Source organism: Novosphingobium aquae, from assembly GCF_037572715.1.
Taxonomy (GTDB): domain Bacteria; phylum Pseudomonadota; class Alphaproteobacteria; order Sphingomonadales; family Sphingomonadaceae; genus Novosphingobium; species Novosphingobium aquae.
This window is the reverse complement of record NZ_JBBHJY010000001.1, coordinates 223,852-243,366: the sequence shown is the minus strand read 5'-3', so window position 1 is coordinate 243,366 and position 19,515 is coordinate 223,852. Positions and strand designations below refer to the sequence as shown.

The window sequence follows — 19,515 nt, the reverse complement described above, 5'->3', positions numbered from 1 at the left end:
CTGGATTACCCCGCTGGTGCCTCTTTCCACGTCAGCACAGGCTTGCGCGCGGCTTGCGTCTCGTCAAGCCGGCGGCGCGGCGCGTGATGCGGCGCGGTCTTCAGGCTGGGATCGACATTGCGTGCCCGCGCGGCCAGGCTGCGCATCGAGGTGATGAAACGATCGAGGCCGTCCTTGCTCTCGGTCTCGGTCGGCTCGATCAGCATCGCGCCGTGGACGACCAGCGGGAAATAGACCGTCATCGGGTGGAAGCCTTCGTCGATCAGTCCCTTGGCGATGTCGAGCGTGGTGAAGCCATCGGGCAGGCCATCGTCGCTGAACAGCGCTTCGTGCATGCAGGGGCCGGCCTTGGCGAAGGGCGCGCTCAGCACGTCCTCAAGGCTGCGCAGGACGTAGTTGGCATTGAGCACCGCGTCCTCGGCAACCTGGCGCAGACCGTCCGCGCCGTGGCTGAGGATATAGGTCAGCGCGCGGGTGAACATGCCCATCTGGCCGTGGAACGCGGCCATGCGCCCGAAGGACTGGCTGTGGCCATAGGCTGCGGCGTCCTCTTCCTCGATGAGGTGGACCACGCCGTCCTTGCCCTTCGCGGTGAAAGGTAACGGGCCGAAAGGCGAGAGCGCTTCGGACAGCACCACCGGCCCCGAACCCGGTCCGCCGCCGCCGTGCGGAGTGGAGAAGGTCTTGTGCAGGTTGATGTGCATAGCATCGATGCCAAGGTCGCCGGGGCGCACCTTGCCAACCACGGCGTTGAAGTTCGCGCCGTCGCAATAGACGTAGCCGCCGGCTGCGTGCACCGCGTCGGAAATCGCCTTCATGTCGCGCTCGAACAGGCCGCAGGTGTTGGGATTGGTGATCATCACCCCCGCCACGTCAGGCCCCAGCCGCACCAGAAGCGCATCGAGATCGACGCGGCCATCGGCGTTGGCGGGGATGTTTTCCACCCCGAAGCCCGCAAAAGCGGCGGTTGCCGGGTTGGTGCCGTGGGCGGATTCAGGGACAAGGATGATCTTGCGATCTTCGCCCCGCGCCTCGATTGCCGCCTTGATGCATAGCAACCCGCACAGTTCGCCATGTGCCCCGGCCTTGGGGGTCATGGCAACGCCGTGCATGCCGGTCAGCTCGATCAACCAGTGCGCCAGCTCGTTGATCACCTCGTATGCACCGCGCACTGTGCGCTGGGGTGCAAGCGGGTGAACGTCGGCAAAGCCGGGGAACCGCGCGACCTTTTCATTAAGGCGCGGGTTGTGCTTCATCGTGCACGATCCCAGCGGGAACGGCCCGAGGTCGATCGCGTAGTTCTGCCGGGAAAGGCGCGTGTAGTGGCGGACCGTTTCCGGCTCGGACAGGCCGGGAAGCGCGGGTGCAGCCTTACGAAGGAACTTCGACAGGCCGGGGACGACAGCGCCCGCCGGTTCGTCCATATCGACGCCGCACGTGCCGGGGCGGCCGAGTTCGAAGATCAGTTTTTCTTCGAGCGCGAGGCCCTTGTCGCCGCTGGCCGTGGCAAGCGGAAGCTCGTGATCGCCAGCCTCGCCCATCGCGGGCCGCCAACCGGAAGCGTTGGGTGCGTTCATGCGGGGACTCCTTCAAGGACTTCGCTCAGTGTCGAGGCAAAGGCTTCGATATCGGCATCGGTGGTCAGTTCGCTGGCGCAGACCAGCAGGCCCTTGGCGAGCGCATCATTGCCCGGATAGAGCCGGCCCAGCGGCACGCCGCCGAGCACGCCCCGGTCCGCCAGTTCGCGCACAACTTCACGCGCCTCGCGCGGGAGAACGACGGTGAATTCGTTGACATAGGCATCGTTGAGCACCGAAACGCCCGGGATCGCCGCCAGAGCATCAGCAGTGCGGCGCGCGGCCTGGTGGTTGATGCGGGCCAGCTTTGCCAGCCCTTCCCCGCCCAGCAGCGTCATATGGATCGAGAACGCCAGCGCGCAGAGGCCGGAATTGGTGCAGATGTTGCTCGTCGCCTTCTCGCGCCGGATGTGTTGTTCGCGCGTCGACAGAGTCAGAACGTATCCGCGTCGGCCCTCGGCATCGACGGTCTGGCCGCAGAGGCGACCCGGCATCTGCCGCAGGTACTTCTCGCGGCAACCGAACAGACCGAGGTAAGGCCCGCCGAAGTTGAGCCCGACGCCGATTGACTGGCCTTCGCCCACGACGATATCCGCGCCGATGTGGCCCGGCGCCTCGATCAGGCCGAGCGCGACCGGCTCGGTCACCACGGCGATGACCAGCGCGCCGTGAGCCTGAGCGGCGGCGGCGATTGCCTCCAGATCAGGGATCCGGCCAAGCATGTCGGGGTACTGGACGATGACGCATGAGGTTTGGCCGTCGATGGCCGCGATCACTTCCTCGTCATCGGTATCAGCCGATAGTGCAGGAGTCCCCACCACCAGCTCGTCGCCGGTGAACTTTGCCATGGTCTGGCAGGTCGCGACATAATGCGCGTGGAGCCCGCCCGAGATCACCGCTTTTTTCCGCCGCGTGACGCGCCCGGCCATGACCACGGCTTCCCAGCAACCGGTCGAGCCATCGTACATCGAAGCATTGGCGACATCGGTGCCGAGCAGCCGCGCAACCTGCGTCTGGAACTCGAACAGCACCTGTAACGTGCCCTGCGCGATTTCCGGCTGGTACGGGGTATAGGCGGTAAGGAATTCGCCGCGCTGGATCAGGTGATCGACAGAGGCGGGGATGTGATGGCGATAGGCCCCTGCGCCGAGAAAGAACGGTGCCGCGCCAGCGGACAGATTCTTCGTGGCGAGCGCAGACATATGGCGATCGACCGCCATCTCGCTGGCGTGCATCGGCAGGCCGGGAACCGGCCCGGGCAGCCGCGCGGCAGCGGGCACGTCCTCGAACAGCGCATCAACGGTGTCCACGCCGATGACGCCGAGCATGTCGGCGCGTTCAGCGGGGGTCAGGGGGAGATATCGCATCTAATCGTCGTCCCGGGCTTGACCCGGGACCGCTGGCCTCCGGGTATTGAGGTGGGTTTGATCCGGCAGCGGTCCCGGGTCGAAGCCCGGGACGACGCGCAGATCACAGTCCCTTGATGAAGTCCTGATAGCCCTCCGCGTCCATCAAGCTGTCCAGCTCGGCAGCGTCGGACAGGGTGATGCGGAACAGCCAGCCGCCGCTTTCGGCATCGGTGTTGACCAGTTCGGGGGCATCGCCGAGCGCGGCATTGGCTTCGGTCACGGTGCCGGATACCGGCGTGTAGACGTCGCTCGCGGCCTTGACCGAATCGACGACGCAGGCGCTGTCGCCCTTGCCGAACGTCGCGCCTGCATCGGGCAGCTCGACGAAGGTAATGTCGCCAAGCTGGCCTTGTGCGTAGTCAGTAATGCCAACGGTGCCGGCATCGCCGTCAACGTCGATCCATTCGTGGTCCTGGGTAAAATAGCGGGGCATAGGGAAACTCCTCAGCGGTGATAGCGGTGGGGAACGAAAGGCATGGGCGTGACCGTAGCGGCCAGCCGCTTGCCACGAACATCAATTTCAAGCGCGGTGCCGGCGGCGGCGAGATCGCCATCGACATAGGCCATGGCGATCGGGCGTTCGAGGCTGGGCGAGAAGCCGCCCGACGTAACCCGGCCAACTTGCTTGTCGCCGCTGAATACCAGCGCGCCCTCACGCGCGGCCTGCCGGCCATCGAGGGTCAGGCCCACGCGCTTTTGCGCCGGGCCATCGGCCAGCGCCTTGAGCACGGGCTCGGCACCGATGAAGCCGCCTTCTGCGCGGCGGCGCTTGTTGATGCCGAAGGTCAGGTCGGCGCTGACCGGATCGATTTCGGTATCCATGTCGTGCCCGTAAAGCGGGAGTCCGGCCTCAAGCCGCAAGCTGTCGCGCGCGCCCAGCGCAATCGGCTTGACCTGCGGCTGGCCGCAGATCAGTTCGGCCAGCTCGGCAGCATTTTCCGCCGGAATCGAGATTTCGAAGCCGTCTTCGCCGGTATAGCCCGAGCGGCTGATCCACGCATCGATGCCGCCTAGCTTGAACGCTGCGCCCTTCATGAAGGTCAGCGCGGACAGCGGCGTTTCGCCCGTGACCAGCGGTTCGAGCGCGGCGAAGGCCTGCGGGCCCTGCAAGGCCAGCAGCGCGCTATCGTCGAGGTGGTTGATCGTCACTTCGTCGGGCAGGTGTTCACGCAAGTGGGCGATGTCGTCCCACTTGGTCGCGCCGTTGACGACGAGGTAGAAGCCCGTGCCCCAGCGCGTGACCATAAGGTCATCGAGCACGCCGCCGTTCTCATCCAGCAGCAGCGAATAGCGCATCGAACCCAGCTTCAGCGTCGAAAGGTCGATCGGCAGTACGGCTTCCAGCGCAGCCTCGACGCCTTCGCCGCTGATGTAGAGCTGTCCCATGTGGGAAATGTCGAACAGGCCGGCGTTTTCACGCGTCCACAGGTGTTCGGCGATGATGCCTTCGTACTGCACCGGCATCCAGTAGCCGGCGAACTCGACCATGCGGCCGCCGCGAGCGCGGTGCCAGGCATCGAGCGGGAGGGTCAGAACCTCCGGTTCTTCGATATGATCGTCGGTTTCGCTCAAGACACAACTCCGTAACAGTCAGCACACCAGTTCAGGTGCCCCCTCTGTCACGGAAGCCTGAGAGCATTACCCCTTCGGCGGATGCGATTTTCACGCACCTCTTTCCAGAGCGTCGCTATTGGCCGGCACGGTCCATTTGCCTGAGAGTTTCCGGGGCGGTTGCTCCTTCGGCGTCCCTAAATCCGGTTTTTAACCGAATCACGAGATCTCTCCCGCGCAGCCAGCGACTTTTCGTCGATTGGCGGCGCTGGCGGGCGGAGTCAACCGCGCCGAGGCCTATTCCACAGTGCCCGGCTTCGGAGTGCCGCTGTGCACCGCGCGCCGCACGCTCTGTTCGAGCGCCTGCCGGCGGATCGCGCGCAGGATCTCGTCATGTTCATATACGAAGCGCCCGCGCGACTTCTGGTGCGCCAGCGCCAGCATGGCCTGAGCCATCACCTCGACATGGATTGAGCGGTACTGCCGGTACTTTCCCCGCAGCAAAAGGTCGATTAGCGGGCTGGCGATCTGCGCAAGCCATTCGAGCGGGCGGCGTGCCTTCCGCCGGCCAATCAGCAGGCCAGGACGCAGCACGTCGATGCGGCCATAGGCGATCTTGACCAGCGCGTCCTCCACCTCGCCCTTCACCCGCAGGTAAAGCTGCTTGGCGTGGCGGTTGGCGCCGATCGAAGAGACGAGGATGAGCTGGCGCGCTCCGGCGGCAAGGCCCCACTTCGCGCAATCGAGCACCAGCTTCTCGTCAACCAGCCGGAACTGCGCCTCGCTCTTGCCGGCCTGCTTCCATGTCGTGCCGAGCGCGATCACCAGCACGTCCGGCTGGGCGGCAGCGATGGCGTCTTCCCAGCCCGTCGTCGGGGCGAGCAGCACTTCCATGCGCGCGCCCTTGGGCAGCTCGGCCTCATTGCGCGACACGGCGACAAGCTTGACGTCGCTGCGCCCGACGCAGGCCTCGATCAGCGCCGTGCCGACAAGGCCGGTCGCGCCGACCAGGCAGATGCGCACCGGCCTAGACATTGGACAGGCCCTCCGGCGTTTCGCCAAAGATGCGGGCATAGGCTGATATGGCGAACCGGTCGGTCATGCCGGCGATATAGTCGGCAATGTGGCGGCTGCGGTCAGGCTCGGCTTCGTGCCCGCGGTCGGCCCAGTCCTTGCCCATCAGCGCGGGATTGTCGCGATAGGCGGCAATGAGGCCTGCGGTCACCTGCTTAGCGCGGGCGGCGGTTTCGATCTGGTCGGGGTGATAATAAAGGCGTTCGTACATGAAGGCTTTCAGTCGCCGCTCCTGCGTTGCGACTTCGGGTGAGAAACTTGCGATCATGCGCCCTGCCTTGCGGACAGCATCAGCGGATTCAAGGCCTTTTACATTATGTTGCGTCTGCGCGATCAGATCGTTGACCATCCAGCCGATCTGGCTGCGCACCAGTTCGCGCAATTGCCGATCGCGCGGGGCCAGCGGATAGCGCCGCTCCACGTCGCGCCAGTGATCGGCCACGAAGTCCAGCGTCAGCAGGTCCTCCAGATCGAGGAAGCCCGCGCGCAGACCGTCGTCGATGTCGTGGTTGTCATAAGCGATGTCATCAGCCAGCGCCGCGACTTGCCCTTCCAGCCCGCACCAGTCGCTCAGGCCGAGCGGATAGGCGGCATCGAGCTCGGCCAGCGCCCAGTTGGGATCGCTCACCGGGCCGTTGTGCTTGGCGAGGCCTTCGAGCAGTTCCCACGTGAGGTTCAACCCGTCGAACTCGCAGTACGGGCTTTCCAGCCGCATCAGTGTGCGCAGGCAATGCGCGTTGTGATCGAACCCGCCCTGCGCGCTGAGTGCCTCGCTCAGCGCGTCCTCGCCCGAATGACCGAACGGCGGGTGGCCAATATCATGAGCAAGGCACAGGGCCTCGGTCAGGTCTTCGTCCACGCCCAGCATGCGCGCAATCGTGCGGCCGATCTGCGCGACTTCAAGGCTGTGCGTGAGGCGCACGCGATAATGATCGCCGTCAGGTGCGATGAACACCTGCGTCTTGTGGCGCAGCCGGCGGAAGGCGATCGAATGGATAATGCGGTCGCGGTCGCGCTGAAACGGGCCGCGAGGACCCCGCGCCAACCCGTCGGACGATGCAAACTCGCGCCCCCGGCTTTGCGCTGGATCGCTGGCATAGGGCGCGCGGAAATGTTGGGTCAGGACCTCACTCCCCCGGTGTCGCTTCGCCAAGGATCCACTCGGCCGCAGCCTCGGCATGGATGCGGGTGCAGTCGTAGAGGGGCAGCACCGCAGCGTCGACATCGACGAGCATTTCCAGCTCGGTGCAGCCGAGAACCACCGCCTGCGCGCCGTCCTGGCCAAGGTTGGTCAGAATCGTCTTGAGCTCGCGCTCGGCCTGGCGGCTGACCTTGCCGAGAAGCAGTTCGTTATAAATGATCCGGTCGAGCGAATCGACGAAGGCAATTTCGGGTGGCAGCAGTTCGATATCGCGCTCGATCAGTTTCTGGCGATAGAAGCTTTCCAGCATCACGTTGCGCGTGCCGATAAGAGCGACCTTGCTGCGCTTGTCCTGCGCAACGCGTTCCGCGACGCATTCGGCGATGTGGATCACCGGCACGTCGACCGCCTTCTGCACATCGGCGTGAACCTTGTGCATCGAATTGGCACCGATGATGATCGCAGTCGCTCCGGCCTTTTCCAGCCGTCTGGCCGACTGGGCCAGCGTCTTGGCCGCCTCTTTCCATTCGTCCGCAGTCGAAAGCCGTTGCAGATCCTGAAAGTCGAGGCTTTCGATCAGCAACGGCGCGGAATGGCGCTGTCCGACCCGCTTCTGCACCAGCCGGTTGATGTGCTCATAATAGGTACGCGTCGAATACCACGACATGCCGCCAATAAGGCCGAGTTTGCGCAACGCCAATTCTCCTTGAGGGATGGACCCGGTCCCCTGCTTTGAGCGGCCCTTACGCAAGGCGATTCGTTCCGTCCAGATCGCTTGCGTTTCCTTACCCGTATCATGCGCCGAGCTGTTGAAATGCTTTGAAACGGATGGTGAATCGCGCCTTGGCTGCGCAGAAGGCCGCGCGATGCCAGCCGAGACCTTCACGCTTGAAACGACCGATCGTGCCGATAGCGCGACCTTTCGCGAATTCTACGCCGGTTATTGCCAGTCCTTCGTCCTGCCTGACGAGATGGAAGACGAGGAAGGCTTTGCCGCCTGCCTCGCGCTCAATCGCGGGGCCGAATACGATCGTCTGTCCGCCGTGCATGGCCCATTTCGCGAACACTTCGTTGTCATGCGCGATAGCGATGGCCGGGCCATGGCGGGGGCAAACTACATCGCCATCGACCATTCGCGCGGATCGGCACGGCCCTACGTCACGGCCAACCTCAACTACATCTTCGTTTTACCCGAATTTCGCGGCGGCGGGCGATTTACCGCATTGGTACGGGCCTTGCGTGAGCAGATCACCGGCCTGTTCGGACCATCGCCCGATCCCGCTCTGGTGTTCATCGAGCAGAACGACCCGCTGCGCATGAGCGCCGAGGACTATGAGTGCGACACCCGCTTCACCGGGATTGACCAGTTCGACCGACTGGGCATCTGGGCGCGGCAAGGCGCTCTCGTGGTCGACTTCGCTTATAGCCAGCCGCCGCTTTCCGACGATCAGGAAGCAGACGGCAACCTTGTCTATTCGGTGATGGGCGCGCGTGAACCGCAACTGCATCCGCGTCTGGTGGCGCACCATCTTGCCGGTTTCTTCGGCATTTCCGTGATGAAGGGCAGCGCCCTGCCACCCGTTGCCTCGGCGCAGTTGGACAAGCTTGACGCGATAGCCGCTCAGGGCCTGACAATCGACCTTATCGACCCCGCAGCCGCCTTGCGCGAAGCCGCGCAGGGCAGGCGTTCAGGATCGAGCTTCCGGGAATTCGCGCGCGCTGCCCTCGCCGCGCACGGCTGATCAGTCCGCCACCCCGTCCGCCTTCATCCGCTCGCGGGCATGGAGCAGGATGAGAATTGATGCTGACCGGCTCGGCCGGTGAAATGGTCGAACAGAATCAAGCCTTCGCTGACAAGGCGTTCGTTTGCCGGATCGACCTTGCAGATGTCTGCAATGACTTCCTTTAGCATCTGCCGCAGCGGCACCCCGTCGCCGCAGTCGGGAAAGGCCAGATCATGCCCGCAGCCCGATTCATCGATTGAGGAGGCAAAGGCAAAGCGGAACGGCGCTTCGCCCACCGGCCAATCGCGCACGATGCGGGCGATGGCGGCGACCGCCTTGGCCGCGAGCTGCCGCTTTCCATAGGCGCAGGTTTCCGCATCGGCGAGATTGCCGTGCTCGAAGAAGGGAATGAAATCCTTCCACTGCTCCTGCTGGCCGCGCAGCGCGCTCAGCGGCTGGAGATCGCTTCCCCGACCTCCCACCAGCGCGAAAGCGACCCACAGATAGGCCGTCTAATAGCGCGAAGGCAGGGCATTATCGTCAAGCGTGATCCGCCCGCGCTGTTCCGTTCCGATGCGCGTGGGCTCTGCCAGCATGTTGTTGCGAACGATCTCCGAAATGAACAGCACGGGCCGCTCGCCCTGTTCCCCGCCCCAACTGACGCGGGCAGCGCGCGGCAGGGCATTGATCGCGGTCGAGGATTTCCGGGCGATGCTGCCGCTCAGGCGCAGGCGACCCTGGACTTTTGCCGGAATGGCCATGGCGGTGAACGGGCGGCGATCGGACGCATTCTCGCCATTGTTACGACCGGCCCTGTCGTCACGGACTTCGTGCTCGACAAGGTCGGCAAGGCTGGTGGCGATCTCCTTGGCATCGCCAGCCAGTTCGATCGAATTATTCTCGTCGCCATAGCCGTACTGGATCACCGAGAACTGCGAATGCCAGTTGCGGCAGGTGCAGATCGGCACGCTTGGCCCCCCAGAGCATCCAGCAATTGTAGATGAACATCTGGATCTGGCGGAAATCGGCGGTACCCGCAAGATTGCCGACCTCGCGCCAGTCGTTGGCGTCGCGGTTGAAGCTTTCGAGGATCGCGGGCCACTTCTCGTTGAACTTGACCGGCAGCCCGGTGAGCAGGTGGAGCGGGGTGACGAAACCGGAAAGGATCTCGATCGGGCAGAGGAAGCGGTCGGCCTCCTCCCCCTCTACCCCCAGTTCGGCAACGCAGGCGAAATAGTGGCTGATGCGCTCCATCGCGCCGCTGACTTCCGCCGGATGACCGACGATGATCACCCAGTTGCCGCTGGGGCTGCGCGCCTGTCAGATCTTGGCGCGCCATTCGCGCAAGGTGGCGCGGTGCCGAGCCAGTGCAGCTGCCCGCAACCGACGCCGGTCCCACCATGTAGCGCCGGCCGGGATCGTTACGTCCTCATCCGGCCAGGCAAACATCGGCCGTTCAAAGAAGATCTCCTGCTCCAGCTGGACGCGCAGGCGGCGCAACATCGTGCGACTGTCGCGCGCGAACAGGGTGTTGTCCGTAAAGGCGATCCACCCGATCGCCAGCCACGCCTGCGTCCGGCTGCCGCGCAGGGTGCGGGCGTGAAACGCGCGAAACAGGCGATAGCAGCGCCGCACATCCAGCGTGAGCAAGCGCAGGACAAGCAGGAAAGCGACTATGCCAGCGACGCTGGCAGCACTGTTCCATGGTTCCAGCGCGGCATCGAGCAGGCCGCTTTCGGCCTGTGTTACGCTGGTACCTGCGGCCAACAGCCCGGTGAGCATCGACGAATCCCCCTTCGGAAGGATCAGGGTAATTCGACTTACACTGGCAGGAAAGGAATGAATTTCCGCGACTTTGCGCGCCGCAGCCAAGCTGGAAGGCGCACTTATCCGCGCCCTATTTCTTTTCGCTGATCCAGCCGGTCTTGCACAGCGCGGCGGAGCTGAGTGTCACTTCGATGGCGTCGGCATCGCCGTTCTTGCGCAGCGCCGCGACGAATTCCGCGATGGTCCGTCGCGGCGCGGCATTGAGGCGCTGGAGTTCCTTGAGCTGGTGGATTGTCAGCTTACCCGCCATGCGCTGCGCCATGCAACCGGCGAGCGATTCCGAAAGGCCGCCATCCATCAGCGCAGACTTGACGCGGCTGGCCTTGATATCCTGCACGCAGCCGGAAAGGACGAGGATCGCCGCGAAGGCGGACACGGTGGCGGCGCGCTTGACCATTAGTGCGACAGGCCCTTGTTGATGTCCTCGACCATCTTCTTGGCATCGGCGAGGAGCATCATCGTCTGGTCCATGTAGAACACATCGTTGTCGACGCCCGCATAGCCCACGCCACCCATCGAGCGCTTGATGAAGAACACCTGCTTGGCCTTGTCGACATCGAACACAGGCATGCCGTAGATCGGCGATGACTTGTCAGTCTTTGCCGCCGGATTGACCACGTCATTCGCGCCGATGATGAAGGCGACGTCGGCGGTGGCGAATTCGGAGTTGATGTCTTCCAGTTCGAACACCTCGTCATAAGGCACGTTGGCTTCGGCCAGCAGCACGTTCATGTGGCCCGGCATACGGCCCGCGACCGGGTGGATGGCGTATTTCACTTCGACGCCCTTGGCCTTCAGCAGGTCGCCCATTTCGCGCAGCGCGTGCTGGGCTTGGCTAATCGCCATGCCGTAACCGGGGATGATGATGACCTTTTCGGCCTCGCCCAGCATATAGGCTGCGTCCTCGGCCGAGCCGCGCTTCCATGGGCGCTGTTCCTTCGCCTCGCCGCCAGACGGGCCGGCATCGGCGCCAAAGCCGCCGGCGATCACCGAGATGAAGCTGCGGTTCATCGCCTTGCACATGATGTAGGAAAGGATCGCGCCCGACGAACCAACCAGCGCGCCGGTGATGATCATCGCCGTGTTGTGCAGCGTGAAGCCCATCGCCGCCGCGGCCCAGCCCGAGTACGAGTTGAGCATCGAGACCACGACCGGCATATCCGCGCCGCCGATCGGGATGATCAGCAGAAAGCCGATGATGAAGCTGAGCGCGGTGATGGTAGCGATCACCCACAGGCCCTGATCCTGCGTGAAGTATGCGGTGAGCCCAATGATCGCCGCCAGAGTGCCAAAGTTGATCACGTGCCGCCCGGGCAGCATGATCGGCGCGCCCGACATTTTGCCGGCGAGCTTGAGGAAGGCGATTACTGAACCGCTGAAAGTGATGGCACCGATAGCAATGCCAAGGCCGAGCTCGATCCGGCTCTGCAAATGGATCGCGCCGTCCGCATCGGCAATGCCGAAGGCGATCGGGTTGAGATAGGCCGCCCAGCCGACAAGCACGGCGGCAAGGCCGACGAGGCTGTGGAACGCCGCAACCAGCTGCGGCATGTCGGTCATCGCGATCTTGCGCGCGGTGACCCAGCCAATCGCACCGCCGATGGCGATGGCGATGAGGATTTCAGCCATGGTCATGGTGTTGAACACCGGTTCCGAAGAAAAGCATGGCTCGCCCGAAACGCAGTTCGCAACGGACCAATCCATTGGCAGATGCGTCACCAGCGTGGTGGCGACCGCAATTGTCATGCCGATCATGCCCATGCGGTTGCCAGTACGGCTCGTCGCCGGAGACGACAGCCCGCGCAGCGCGAGGATGAACAGCACGCCGGAGATCAGGTAGGCGAGCATCGCCCACGAAGGAGTAGCGACGTGTTCCATCACTTCTTCTCCTTCTTCTTGTACATCGCCAGCATTCGCGCCGTCACGGCAAACCCGCCGAAGATGTTCACGCTCGCCAGCACTACAGCCAACAGCCCGAGCCACTTGCTCGTCGCACTACCCGCCGCAGCAGAGGCAATCAGCGCGCCGACGACGATCACCGAGGAGATCGCGTTGGTCACCGCCATCAGCGGCGTGTGCAGCGCCGGGGTGACCGACCAGACGACGTAATAGCCCACGAAGCAGGCCATCACGAAGATCGAGAGGATTGAGATGAAGTCCATTTATGCCCCCAGAAGCCTCTCGTTCACAACCTTGCCATCGCGCGTCAGGCGCACGGCATCACCGATTTCCTCGTCGAGGACCGGGCGGCCCTTTTCCTTGTCCCAGAAGGCGGACAGGAAGTTGTAGAGGTTGCGCGCATAAAGCGCCGAACTGTCGGCGGGCAGTTTCGCGGGCGTGTTGGAATAGCCGAGAATCTTGACGCCGTGCTTGACGACGACCTGATCCGGCACTGAACCTTCGACATTCCCGCCCTGCGCCACGGCGAGGTCAAAAATGACCGAGCCCGGCTTCATCGAGGCGATCTGCGCGTCCGAGATCAGGCGCGGCGCGGGCCGGCCGGGGATCAGCGCGGTGGTGATGACGATGTCCTGCTTGGCGATGTGGCTTGATACCAGTTCAGCCTGCGCCTTCTGGTATTCCTCAGACATTTCCGTGGCATAACCGCCAGCGCCTTCACCTTCGATGCCAGCGACATTCTCCACGAAGATCGGCTTGGCGCCGAGCGACTGGATCTGCTCCTTCGTGGCCGAACGCACATCGGTCGCGGAAACCTGCGCGCCCAGGCGGCGGGCCGTGGCAATCGCCTGAAGTCCGGCAACGCCAACGCCCATGACGAAAGCCTTGGCCGCCGAAACTGTGCCGGCAGCGGTCATCATCATCGGGAAAGCGCGACCATAAAGGTTCGCCGCCTCGATCACGGCCTTGTAGCCCGATAGGTTCGACTGCGAGGACAATACGTCCATCGACTGCGCGCGGGTGATGCGCGGCATGAATTCCATGGCCAGCGCCTCAAGCCCGAGGCTGGCATATTCATCGACGCGGCCGCGTTCCTTGAACGGATCGAGCGTGGCGACGATCCATGCCCCGGCGCGCACGCCGGACAGCGCCTTGGGTTCAGGCCCCTGCACGCCGAGCACCACATCCGCGCCCGTTACCGCGCCGGACTTCACCTCTGCGCCAACCGCTTCGTATTCCGCGTCGCTGATCGAAGCGCCTTCGCCGGCGCCCTTTTCAACCGCGACAACCGCACCCAGCGCGATGAATTTCTTCACCGTTTCCGGCGTGGCAGAGACACGGGTTTCCCCGCTCGCGCGTTCTTTCAGAACCGCGATCCGAAGGGGTTCGGACATCAGCCGGTCAGGAAATCAGAGCGATGACGACAGCCGTGATCACCGCGAGTACCGGGATCGCCCACTTCAGCATGCCCAGGAAGCTGGTGTAGGTCGAATTGTGCGCCTTCATGTCGTTACCGGATGCCATAGTGCATTCGAGCCCCGTGCTTGCGGCCCGCAATCGATGCGGGCCAGTTGAACATTCCCACAAGCCTCTATCGCCCTAGATGCAAGGGCTCAAGCGGTAACAACCTTAATCCGCTCTTTACCCACTCGCCTTATGAACAGCTTCGAAGGTTCGCGAAGTTCGTTTCGCGGCCAGGGGCTTCGCACGGGGAACGCATGTCCGAAATCGAGCAGCGCCTGCTGATGCTGATCGACGACGAGCCGGCTCAATGCCGGCTGATCTCCGCGCTTGCCGCGCGTGAAGGCTGGCGCACGCTTGTCGTCCGCGACAGCGAAACCGCAATTGCGACACTGGGCACGCGGCAGGGCATGCAGCTCAACGCCATCATTCTGGATCAATGGGTGCCGGGCGACGATGCCTGCGAACTGATCGCCGAACTGAAAAGCCGCCGCCCCGCCCTGCCGATATTGATGCTCACCACCAGCGCCTCGCCGCTGCTCGCGGTCGAGGCGATGCGCGCCGGAGCAACCGATTACCTGATCAAGCCGGTGGCGCCTGACCGGTTGATGGAGGCCCTGCGCGCCGCGACCACGCGCGAAACGCCGCAGGACGAGCTCGCCCCGCTGACCGAGAAGATGCACGCCAGTCTCGATTTCGAATCGATGATCGGTGCCGCCCCGACATTCCGCTCCGCCCTGGCCATCGCGGCCAAGGCAGCGCGCGGCCATGCCCCGGTGCTGATCGAGGGCGAGACCGGCAGCGGCAAGGAAATGCTGGTCCGCGCCATGCACGCCGCCAGCCCACGCTCGAAGATGCCGCTGCGCATGGTCAATGTCGGCAGCATTCCGGGAAATTCCGTGGAAAGTGTGCTGTTCGGGCATGAGCGCGGTGCCTTCCCCGGCGCTTTCGACCGCCAGATCGGCGCGATGCAGCATTGCGACGGCGGCACCTTGGTGCTCGACGAGATAGACCGCCTGCCCGACCATATTCAGGGCCGCCTTGCCGAAGCGATTGCCCGCGGCGATGTGCGCCCCATCGGCGCGCGCCATTCTTTCCGGGTCGACGTCCGCCTGATTGCCGCGAGCAACCTGCCGCTTAAAGACCTTGTTGCGGCCGGTCATTTCCTGCCCGAGCTGTACGAAGCGCTGAGCCACACCATCGTCGCCGTGCCTCCCCTGCGCCAGCGCGCGGGCGACATTCCCGCTCTGGCCCGCCATTTCCTTGCCCGCATCGGCGAACAACCCGGCCTGCGCCCGCTCGGCATTACCGACAGCGCGCTTTCGCTACTAGGGGCTTACGATTGGCCCGGAAATGTTCGCCAGTTGCAAGCCGTACTGTTCCGCGCCGCCGTGTTCTGTGACGGAGACGCGCTGACCAGCGAGGATTTCCCGCAGCTTTCGAACCTGATCGGCAGCGATGCGCGCCTGCCCTCGCAGCCGATGCAGGAAGGCGTCGGCGTGCTGCTCTACGCCCCTGACGGCAACCTGCGCCCGCTCGAAGAAATCGAGGCCGACGTTATCCGCCTCGCCATCGGCCATTACCGCGGCCGCATGACCGAAGTTGCGCGGCGGCTGGGGATCGGGCGGTCGACGCTCTATCGCAAGCTTAGCGATCTGGGGATCGACAGCGCGGCCTAACAGCCCTTCACGAGGTCCCTCACCAAGGCCCGCGTCAGAGGCTTGCGCGTAGAACCACAGACTTTGCCCAGCGCGTTGGTCGCCACCACCGGCGGCACCGCCAGCGATGCGCCAGCTGACGAGGCCATCAGCATCCGCCGCGCCTCGCGCCATTCGACCGCGCGGGTGGCCGGGAAGGTGCCGATAGCCGGCGGCGGCTCCTTGTCGATCCACGCCACGACTAAGGGCCGCGTCCCGCGCCACTGCGAAATGCGCGGCAGTTCCTTGAGCTCGGCAACGCAGGGCGCGCAATAGCGTGAGCCAAAGATAACCAGCGCATCGGCGGGGAGCGGAGAGGGCGGCGCAGCGCCCGCCAGTCCGATCAACAGGCCTAAAGCCATGATTGCCCTTGCCGCCATCAAGCCGCTCCCTTCGCCCGCAATGCTAACCGCTTCAAAACCGCAGGCAAGCCGTGCTAGCCTTGCCTGCATGGCACATTTCGACTTTTCCGGGCGCACGGCGCTCGTCACCGGCGCGGCATCGGGCATTGGCGCGGCCTGCGCGACATGGCTGGCCGGCAATGGTTGCGCCGAGATCATCCTCGTCGACATGGACGAGGCCGGTCTCGATGCGCTGGACCTGCCCTGCCCCTCGCGCCGCTTCATTGGCGACGTGGCGGACGAAGCGCTGTGGGACGAGGTTGAACAGTCCGTCGAACGGCTCAATCATGCCGTGCTCAGCGCCGGAATCGCCAGCGGCACGCCGATCGTCAGTCAGGACTTCGCCGGCTGGCGGCGGATGCAGGCGGTCAACCTCGACGGCGTGTTCCTTGGCCTGCGCTGCGCCTTGCGGCTGATGCTGAAAGGCACCGGCAATCGTTCCGCCGTGCTGCTCAGCTCCGCCGCCGGGGTAAAGCCGATGGCCATGACCAGCGCCTATGGCACGAGCAAGGCCGCCATCGCTCACCTCGCGAAAGTCGCCGCCGCCGAGCACGTGTCCGACGGCATCCGCATCAACGCCATCGCGCCGGGCCGGGTCGAAACGCCGATCTGGACCAAGTCCGGCTATTTCGAGAGCCTTGTCGAACAGCACGGTAGCAAGGAAGACGCCATGGCCGTAATTGCCGCCGAAGTCAGCGTAATGGGCCGCACCGCGCAGGCCGTCGACATGGCCAACCAGATCGGCTTCCTGCTGTCTGACGAAGCGTGGACGATCACCGGCGAAGTGCTGGGCAGCGACTGCGGGTATCGCTAGCGCGGCTCCATCTCGGGATCATCCTTGCCCGTCAGGATCAGGTTGCGGGCAACGCGCAGGTCACCGCTCTCAACCTGCAAGGCGAGGCGCTTTTCGTCGAGCGTGCGGTAGTGATTGACCGCGCGGCCAATCTCCTCTCGGCTGACAGACAACTGCTCGAGCGCGCCGCTCGCCAGTCGCACCGCTGATTCCTGAACTTCGCGCACCACAACGACGGCGGGCGTGCCGGCCAGCGCCATGGCGGCGCGGCGGTCATAGGCGCGGACGAGGATCGAGGCCTTGGGGAAGGCTTCGTGCACCGCATCCACCAGCGCGGCATCAACTGCTTCTCCGTCGATACAGAAAGCGATAACCTCGGCTTCATCGCCCCCTGCCTGCCGCAGCAGGTCGATCCGCGTGCCGTCGCCGAAATGGACCTCGGCACCGAAACGCTTGGCGACGTCGATCATTTCGACATCGGTGTCGACCGTGGAGACCTGAACCTTGGCGGCGTGGAGGATTTGCGCGACCGTCTGCCCGAAGCGGCCATAGCCGACGATGATGGCGCTGGCGCCGTCCGCGCTGGGTCCGTCGCGCTCTTCTCGCGATTGGGCCGCGCCATCGCGCAGCCCGCGCGTCAGCATCATCAGGAACGGCGTGGTCGCCATGGATAGCGTGACCACGGCCCCGAACAGGCTCGCCGCCTGAGCATCGATCAGCCCGCCTCGGCTGGCCTGCGCGAACAGCACGAAGCCGAATTCGCCGCCCTGACTGAGCAGCAGCCCCAGCCCCAGCGCGCCGCGCCAGGCCATGCCGAACAGCCGCGCGATGCCGAAAATCAGCGCCGCCTTCACCGCGATCACGGCCAGCGCCATGGCGACCACGAAAACCGGGTTTTCAGCGATGGCATTCAGATCGAGCATCATGCCGACCGAGACGAAAAACAGGCCCAGCAGGATTGAACGGAACGGTTCGACGTCCGCCTCGATCTCGTGCCGATAGGGGCTGTCCGCCAGCATCACGCCGGCAACGAAAGCGCCCAGCGCGCTCGACAGGCCGAGTGCTTCCATGATGGCGGCGGCGGCGAGCACCGTGAACAGGCCGGCGACAACGAACATCTCCTGCTCGCCAAGGTTGGCGATCAGGCGGAACATGGGGCGCAAAACGAAGCGACCGGCGAAGATCAGTCCGGCCACCGCGCCAAGCGACAGCAGCGCCTGCATCCAGCCCGAAGGTCCCCCCGTTGCCGCCGGATCATGGCCCATCGCGGCGATGATCGTGATCAGCGGGATGATCGACAGGTCCTGAAATAGCAGGATGGCAAAGGCCCGCTCGCCAAACGGCGTGCGCAGGCGGCCCGAGCTTTGCAGCATCGGCAGGACCTGCGCGGTAGACGAAAGCGCCAATGGCAGGCCGAGCGCGAGGGCTGCGGCCCAGTGGAACCCCGCGCCCCATGCCGCGACCCCGGTCAACGCCAGACCGCAAGTGACCACCTGCAAACCGCCGATGGCAAAGATGTCGCGCCGCATAGCCCAGAGGCGGGATGGATTGAGGCTCAGCCCGACCACGAACAGCAGCAGCGTGATGCCGAGTTCGGCAATGCCCAGCTTGCCCTCGGCATCGCCGACAAGGCCCAGCACTTGAGGCCCGACCAGCGCACCGGCGACGAGGTAGCCCAACGTCGCACCCAGCCCGAACCGCCGGAATATCAGGACGAAAGCGATCGCGAAACCGAGGAGGATCACCCCGTCGCGCAGTGCGGAATGTCCGGCTTCGTGCATCGGCGCGGCCTCCTAAACCAGCTGGCTGAAATCGGTGAGCGCCGCGTCGCGCATTCCGCGCCACACATCGCGCGCCTGCACGGTTTCGGGCACGTCATGGACGCGCAGCAAGTGCACGCCCGCGTCCATCGCCCGCAGCGCCAGCGCCAGACTGCCGCCGAGCCGCTTGTGCGCCGGAGCCTCGTTCGACAGCGCGCCGATCATCCGCTTGCGGCTCGCACCCACCAGCAGCGGCTGGCCGAGCGCGTGGAACAATGGCAGCGCGTTCACCAGCGCGAGGTTTTCGGCCAGCGTCTTGCCAAAGCCGATGCCCGGATCGAGCACGATCTTTTCCCGCGCGATTCCGGCCGCCAGTGCGGCATCGCGGCGGGCGCACAGCCAGTCGAACACGTCGAGCACGACATCGGCGTAGGTGCCGCCCTCATGCAGGTTCTCGCCTTCACCCGGCGCATGCATCAGCACCACGGGCGCGCCGCTGCTGGCGGCAAGTTGCAGCGATCGCGGATCGTGGCGCAGGCCGGACACGTCATTGATCATGTGCGCACCGGCACCGAGCGCGGCTTCCATCACACTTGCACGGCGCGTGTCGACACTGATCGCCGCGCCCATGCCTGCTAGCAATTCGACCGCCGGAACGACGCGCTTGACCTCATCGCCTTCCCACACCGCCGCCGCGCCGGGACGCGTGGATTCGCCGCCGATGTCGACGATGGCCGCCCCGGCCTCGACCATGCGCGCGGCGTGGGCGGCGGCGACCTCCGGCTTGTCGAGAAATTCGCCGCCATCCGAAAAGCTGTCCGGCGTGACGTTGAGGATGCCCATGACCTGCGGCTGGTCGAGTCGGATCGTGCGGGCGCCGCACTGGATTGGGGCATGAACGCGCTTGAGGTTATCGAACTGCACGGCAACATCATCGGGCAGCGCCGGCAACGCGCCTTCAAGCTGGCGCGCGGAATAGCGCTCGCGCCGCACGACCTTGCCATTCTCGCGGCTGATCAAGGCGAAGCGACTGGCCCAGACCATCGAACCGCCCAGCCGAAGGGTGTCACCCTCCTCACTTTGCGGACTTTCGGCGAGGGCGATGGGGCGGAGATAGACGGAGAGGCTCATGCGGAGACCTTAGTCAAAAACCGGCCTGCCGCGAACAGTGGAGAAAGGAATTTTCCGCGTTTTTCCCGAG

The 19,515-nt window shown here is 64.7% G+C and carries 22 protein-coding genes and 2 riboswitches; of the genes, 3 read left to right on the top strand and 19 right to left on the bottom strand.

The genetic code is table 11. The annotated features are described in order from the left end of the window. Positions 1-5 precede the first annotated feature (5 nt). From gcvPB to WG900_RS01300, 7 genes are all read right to left on the bottom strand, one after another. The gene (gene gcvPB, locus WG900_RS01330; RefSeq protein ID WP_339964123.1) at positions 6-1,577 is read right to left on the bottom strand and encodes an aminomethyl-transferring glycine dehydrogenase subunit GcvPB; all 1,572 of its coding nucleotides are present in this window, start codon (positions 1,575-1,577) and stop codon (positions 6-8) included. After that, positions 1,574-2,944 carry an aminomethyl-transferring glycine dehydrogenase subunit GcvPA gene (gene gcvPA, locus WG900_RS01325; protein ID WP_339964121.1) on the bottom strand — a complete coding sequence of 457 codons (1,371 nt, stop codon included), beginning with the start codon at positions 2,942-2,944 and terminating at the stop codon, positions 1,574-1,576. Before gcvPA ends, gcvPB begins: the two co-directional genes overlap by 4 nt. 103 nt (positions 2,945-3,047) lie before the next feature. After that, positions 3,048-3,419, bottom strand: a complete 372-nt coding sequence (gene gcvH / locus WG900_RS01320; RefSeq protein WP_339964119.1) for a glycine cleavage system protein GcvH — start codon at positions 3,417-3,419, stop codon at positions 3,048-3,050. A gap of 11 nt (positions 3,420-3,430) precedes the next feature. Continuing rightward, positions 3,431-4,558 carry a glycine cleavage system aminomethyltransferase GcvT gene (gene gcvT, locus WG900_RS01315; protein WP_339964118.1) on the bottom strand — a complete coding sequence of 376 codons (1,128 nt, stop codon included), beginning with the start codon at positions 4,556-4,558 and terminating at the stop codon, positions 3,431-3,433. A 34-nt stretch (positions 4,559-4,592) separates the two neighbouring features. Then, a riboswitch (glycine riboswitch) is annotated at positions 4,593-4,676 on the bottom strand. After that, positions 4,677-4,783: riboswitch (glycine riboswitch) on the bottom strand. Between the two features lie 51 nt (positions 4,784-4,834). Further along, positions 4,835-5,572 carry an NAD(P)H-binding protein gene (locus WG900_RS01310; RefSeq protein WP_339964117.1) on the bottom strand — a complete coding sequence of 246 codons (738 nt, stop codon included), beginning with the start codon at positions 5,570-5,572 and terminating at the stop codon, positions 4,835-4,837. Then, the gene (locus WG900_RS01305; protein ID WP_339964116.1) at positions 5,565-6,764 is read right to left on the bottom strand and encodes a deoxyguanosinetriphosphate triphosphohydrolase; all 1,200 of its coding nucleotides are present in this window, start codon (positions 6,762-6,764) and stop codon (positions 5,565-5,567) included. Before WG900_RS01305 ends, WG900_RS01310 begins: the two co-directional genes overlap by 8 nt. Beyond that, positions 6,739-7,446 carry an aspartate/glutamate racemase family protein gene (locus WG900_RS01300; protein WP_339964114.1) on the bottom strand — a complete coding sequence of 236 codons (708 nt, stop codon included), beginning with the start codon at positions 7,444-7,446 and terminating at the stop codon, positions 6,739-6,741. The genes WG900_RS01305 and WG900_RS01300 overlap by 26 nt, the downstream gene beginning before the upstream one ends. A 172-nt stretch (positions 7,447-7,618) precedes the next feature. Between WG900_RS01300 and WG900_RS01295 the strand changes: the two genes are divergently transcribed. Beyond that, positions 7,619-8,494, top strand: a complete 876-nt coding sequence (locus tag WG900_RS01295) for a hypothetical protein (RefSeq protein ID WP_339964113.1) — start codon at positions 7,619-7,621, stop codon at positions 8,492-8,494. 23 nt (positions 8,495-8,517) lie between these two features. On the opposite strand, the gene WG900_RS01290 is transcribed toward WG900_RS01295, so the two are convergent. From WG900_RS01290 to WG900_RS01250, 9 genes are all read right to left on the bottom strand, one after another. Next, the gene (locus WG900_RS01290) at positions 8,518-8,958 is read right to left on the bottom strand and encodes a hypothetical protein (protein ID WP_339964112.1); all 441 of its coding nucleotides are present in this window, start codon (positions 8,956-8,958) and stop codon (positions 8,518-8,520) included. Between the two features lie 30 nt (positions 8,959-8,988). Then, on the bottom strand, positions 8,989-9,444 hold the full coding sequence (locus WG900_RS01285; RefSeq protein ID WP_339964111.1) for a hypothetical protein: 456 nt from the start codon (positions 9,442-9,444) through the stop codon (positions 8,989-8,991). Then, positions 9,371-9,769, bottom strand: a complete 399-nt coding sequence (locus tag WG900_RS01280; protein ID WP_339964110.1) for a hypothetical protein — start codon at positions 9,767-9,769, stop codon at positions 9,371-9,373. Before WG900_RS01280 ends, WG900_RS01285 begins: the two co-directional genes overlap by 74 nt. A gap of 27 nt (positions 9,770-9,796) precedes the next feature. Next, positions 9,797-10,243, bottom strand: a complete 447-nt coding sequence (locus tag WG900_RS01275) for a hypothetical protein (protein WP_339964109.1) — start codon at positions 10,241-10,243, stop codon at positions 9,797-9,799. 130 nt (positions 10,244-10,373) lie between these two features. Continuing rightward, a complete protein-coding gene (locus WG900_RS01270; RefSeq protein WP_339964108.1) occupies positions 10,374-10,700 on the bottom strand; it encodes a hypothetical protein in 327 nt (108 codons plus the stop codon). Beyond that, positions 10,700-12,181, bottom strand: coding sequence for an NAD(P)(+) transhydrogenase (Re/Si-specific) subunit beta (locus tag WG900_RS01265; protein WP_339964107.1), 1,482 nt, complete (start codon positions 12,179-12,181; stop codon positions 10,700-10,702). Before WG900_RS01265 ends, WG900_RS01270 begins: the two co-directional genes overlap by 1 nt. Next, positions 12,181-12,465, bottom strand: a complete 285-nt coding sequence (locus tag WG900_RS01260; RefSeq protein WP_264416444.1) for an NAD(P) transhydrogenase subunit alpha part 2 — start codon at positions 12,463-12,465, stop codon at positions 12,181-12,183. The genes WG900_RS01265 and WG900_RS01260 overlap by 1 nt, the downstream gene beginning before the upstream one ends. Beyond that, on the bottom strand, positions 12,466-13,596 hold the full coding sequence (locus WG900_RS01255; protein WP_339964105.1) for a Re/Si-specific NAD(P)(+) transhydrogenase subunit alpha: 1,131 nt from the start codon (positions 13,594-13,596) through the stop codon (positions 12,466-12,468). Positions 13,597-13,603: 7 nt separating this feature from the next. Next, a complete protein-coding gene (locus WG900_RS01250; RefSeq protein WP_339964104.1) occupies positions 13,604-13,726 on the bottom strand; it encodes an aa3-type cytochrome c oxidase subunit IV in 123 nt (40 codons plus the stop codon). A gap of 194 nt (positions 13,727-13,920) precedes the next feature. On the opposite strand from WG900_RS01250, the gene WG900_RS01245 reads away from it, so the two are divergent. Next, entirely contained in the window at positions 13,921-15,342 is a 1,422-nt protein-coding gene (locus tag WG900_RS01245) for a sigma-54-dependent transcriptional regulator (RefSeq protein ID WP_339964103.1), read from the top strand. On the opposite strand, the gene WG900_RS01240 is transcribed toward WG900_RS01245, so the two are convergent. Then, the gene (locus WG900_RS01240; RefSeq protein ID WP_339964102.1) at positions 15,339-15,740 is read right to left on the bottom strand and encodes a hypothetical protein; all 402 of its coding nucleotides are present in this window, start codon (positions 15,738-15,740) and stop codon (positions 15,339-15,341) included. The two genes, WG900_RS01245 and WG900_RS01240, sit on opposite strands and share 4 nt — an antisense overlap. Before the next feature lie 70 nt (positions 15,741-15,810). Between WG900_RS01240 and WG900_RS01235 the strand changes: the two genes are divergently transcribed. Further along, on the top strand, positions 15,811-16,575 hold the full coding sequence (locus tag WG900_RS01235; RefSeq protein WP_339964101.1) for an SDR family NAD(P)-dependent oxidoreductase: 765 nt from the start codon (positions 15,811-15,813) through the stop codon (positions 16,573-16,575). Here WG900_RS01235 and WG900_RS01230 read toward each other — a convergent pair. Together WG900_RS01230 and folP are read right to left on the bottom strand one after the other, a co-directional pair. Then, on the bottom strand, positions 16,572-18,335 hold the full coding sequence (locus WG900_RS01230) for a cation:proton antiporter domain-containing protein (protein ID WP_339964100.1): 1,764 nt from the start codon (positions 18,333-18,335) through the stop codon (positions 16,572-16,574). The genes WG900_RS01235 and WG900_RS01230 overlap by 4 nt on opposite strands. 12 nt (positions 18,336-18,347) lie before the next feature. Next, entirely contained in the window at positions 18,348-19,445 is a 1,098-nt protein-coding gene (gene folP / locus WG900_RS01225) for a dihydropteroate synthase (RefSeq protein ID WP_339964099.1), read from the bottom strand. Between the last annotated feature and the right edge of the window lie 70 nt (positions 19,446-19,515).

Coding starts and splice junctions, on each gene's coding strand:
- WG900_RS01295 (WP_339964113.1), top strand. CDS start 7,619: ATGCCAGCCGAGACCTTCACGCTTGAAACGACCGATCGTGCCGATAGC.
- WG900_RS01245 (WP_339964103.1), top strand. CDS start 13,921: ATGTCCGAAATCGAGCAGCGCCTGCTGATGCTGATCGACGACGAGCCG.
- WG900_RS01270 (WP_339964108.1), bottom strand. CDS start 10,700: ATGGTCAAGCGCGCCGCCACCGTGTCCGCCTTCGCGGCGATCCTCGTC.
- WG900_RS01250 (WP_339964104.1), bottom strand. CDS start 13,726: ATGGCATCCGGTAACGACATGAAGGCGCACAATTCGACCTACACCAGC.
- gcvH (WP_339964119.1), bottom strand. CDS start 3,419: ATGCCCCGCTATTTTACCCAGGACCACGAATGGATCGACGTTGACGGC.
- WG900_RS01235 (WP_339964101.1), top strand. CDS start 15,811: ATGGCACATTTCGACTTTTCCGGGCGCACGGCGCTCGTCACCGGCGCG.
- WG900_RS01240 (WP_339964102.1), bottom strand. CDS start 15,740: ATGGCGGCAAGGGCAATCATGGCTTTAGGCCTGTTGATCGGACTGGCG.
- gcvPB (WP_339964123.1), bottom strand. CDS start 1,577: ATGAACGCACCCAACGCTTCCGGTTGGCGGCCCGCGATGGGCGAGGCT.
- gcvPA (WP_339964121.1), bottom strand. CDS start 2,944: ATGCGATATCTCCCCCTGACCCCCGCTGAACGCGCCGACATGCTCGGC.
- WG900_RS01310 (WP_339964117.1), bottom strand. CDS start 5,572: ATGTCTAGGCCGGTGCGCATCTGCCTGGTCGGCGCGACCGGCCTTGTC.
- WG900_RS01230 (WP_339964100.1), bottom strand. CDS start 18,335: ATGCACGAAGCCGGACATTCCGCACTGCGCGACGGGGTGATCCTCCTC.
- WG900_RS01255 (WP_339964105.1), bottom strand. CDS start 13,596: ATGTCCGAACCCCTTCGGATCGCGGTTCTGAAAGAACGCGCGAGCGGG.
- folP (WP_339964099.1), bottom strand. CDS start 19,445: ATGAGCCTCTCCGTCTATCTCCGCCCCATCGCCCTCGCCGAAAGTCCG.
- WG900_RS01265 (WP_339964107.1), bottom strand. CDS start 12,181: ATGGAACACGTCGCTACTCCTTCGTGGGCGATGCTCGCCTACCTGATC.
- WG900_RS01260 (WP_264416444.1), bottom strand. CDS start 12,465: ATGGACTTCATCTCAATCCTCTCGATCTTCGTGATGGCCTGCTTCGTG.